This window comes from Psychrobacter sp., assembly GCF_036731945.1.
GTDB lineage: Bacteria > Pseudomonadota > Gammaproteobacteria > Pseudomonadales > Moraxellaceae > Psychrobacter.
Map to the genome: position 1 here is coordinate 1 of NZ_DAINDI010000111.1, position 1,894 is coordinate 1,894.

The following is a 1,894-nucleotide window of genomic DNA, read 5'->3' on the forward strand; positions in this document are numbered from 1 at the left end:
GCTCAGACTCAACAACAGGCTCAGACTCAACAACAGGCTCAGACTCAACAACAGGCTCAGACTCAACAACAGGTTCAGGCTCAATAACAGGTTCAGGCTCAATAACAGGTTCAGGCTCAATAACAGGTTCAGGCTCAAGGCTAATGTTACTATCTAATAAACCCAATCCTTTATCATTACCGTAGCTATTATATTGGTCAAATTCAGCATCATCATAACTTGTGTTGTATGGCTCGACCTCATTTTGACTTGAGGTCTGATAATCAGCATCGTAGTCTGGTAGTGGCTGTATTGAGTCCGTTGCTGGTTCTAATTGTGGTGCTGGCGGCAATTCTGATAGCGGCGCTTCTACTACTGTTGAGGTTTGCTCTAATGAAGGCGCTATGTTTTCATCTGCATTTAAAAACGTATTGGTATCCGGTGCTTCGATAGTACCTGAATCTAGTGAAGCTGTATTAGTTTCTATAGAGCCTGTAGAAACAGATGATACAGAGCCAGATGCTCTAGGGTCAGAAGATATAGTAGTATCTGGTACGTTTGCTAAAATCTCATCGACGGGTAAAGGTCGAAACGCCAATAGACGTAAAATACACATCTCAAGCGCCTGCATCGGTGTGCTAGCCAGCTTTACGCCTTCACGCGCTTGGACGACGATTTCGTAATATAGCTGTAAAACGTCAGGACTCATGTGCCGCGCAAGCTGATTAATCTGCTGCGCTTGTGCTTCGTTTACGTTAAGCGCAACCTCAGGCAGCAGTTGCGTCAATGCCAATTGATGCAACAACTCAGCCAAGCCGTCAAACATGCTAGTGGCATCGACCATTTGCGCGCGCATTTGCTCGATATGAGTGGCGACTGCTGATTTATCATGATTATAAATATCTGTAATTAAACGCACCAAGTCAGCGGCATCAATTAAGCCAAGCATGGCATTAACTGTTACATCATCGAGCGCGCCTTGTCCAAATGCAATCGCTTGGTCGGTCAATGATAACGCATCACGCACCGAGCCTTTAGCAGCACTAGCCAATTGCCAAAGCGCAGGCTGAGTATAATCCACCTGCTCTTGATTTAAGATATTGGCTAGATGCTCACTAAGCAGACTTTGCGATAAAGGACGCAACACAAACTGCAAACAGCGCGAGATAATCGTGATGGGCAGCTTTTGTGGGTCGGTGGTGGCTAGTAAGAATTTTACATGCTCAGGTGGTTCTTCCAAGGTTTTGAGCAGCGCATTAAAGCTGTGTGTCGACAGCATATGCACCTCATCAATCAGGTACACCTTGTAGCGACCTTGGCTTGGCGCATACGGCACATTATCAAGTAGCTCGCGGGTGTCTTCAACTTTGGTACGCGAGGCCGCATCAATCTCGATTAAATCAATAAACCGTCCTTGATCAATCGCCACGCAGTTATCACAGACACCACATGGCGTGCTAGTGATACCCGTCTCACAGTTTAAACATTTAGACAAAATACGCGCAATAGTGGTCTTACCGACACCGCGCGTACCCGTAAATAAGTAAGCATGGTGCAGACGATTATAATCAATCGCATTAATCAGTGCTTGTGAGACGTGCGATTGCCCAATCAACTCGTGAAAGTTTTTTGGACGATATTTGCGCGCTAAAACTTGATATTGCTGCGTCATAATAAATGCCAATGTGAGTAATGATATAAATAAAGTTACAAATCAGCGATTTAGCTTAAAACTAACTATCAAAGTAGGTATTGAAACTAGACACCGAAACTGGGTTCTAGCATAGCTTATGATTGTGCCCGTAACTCAGCCAATTGCTCATACAAACGTTGGGTATTAGCATCGATAAGCGAGCCTTGCTGATGAAATGCGTCAAGATGCACCTCGGTATTCACGCTGTCTTCACAGGGTCTG

At 44.9% G+C, this 1,894-nt stretch carries 1 protein-coding gene; it reads right to left on the reverse strand.

Going from position 1 to position 1,894, the window contains the following annotated elements; all coding sequences use genetic code 11:
* Positions 1-1,651, reverse strand: a 1,651-nt coding sequence (dnaX, locus tag V7D75_RS14175) for a DNA polymerase III subunit gamma/tau (protein ID WP_333615080.1), incomplete at its 3' end; no start/stop codon positions are given.
* Positions 1,652-1,894: the final 243 nt, after the last annotated feature.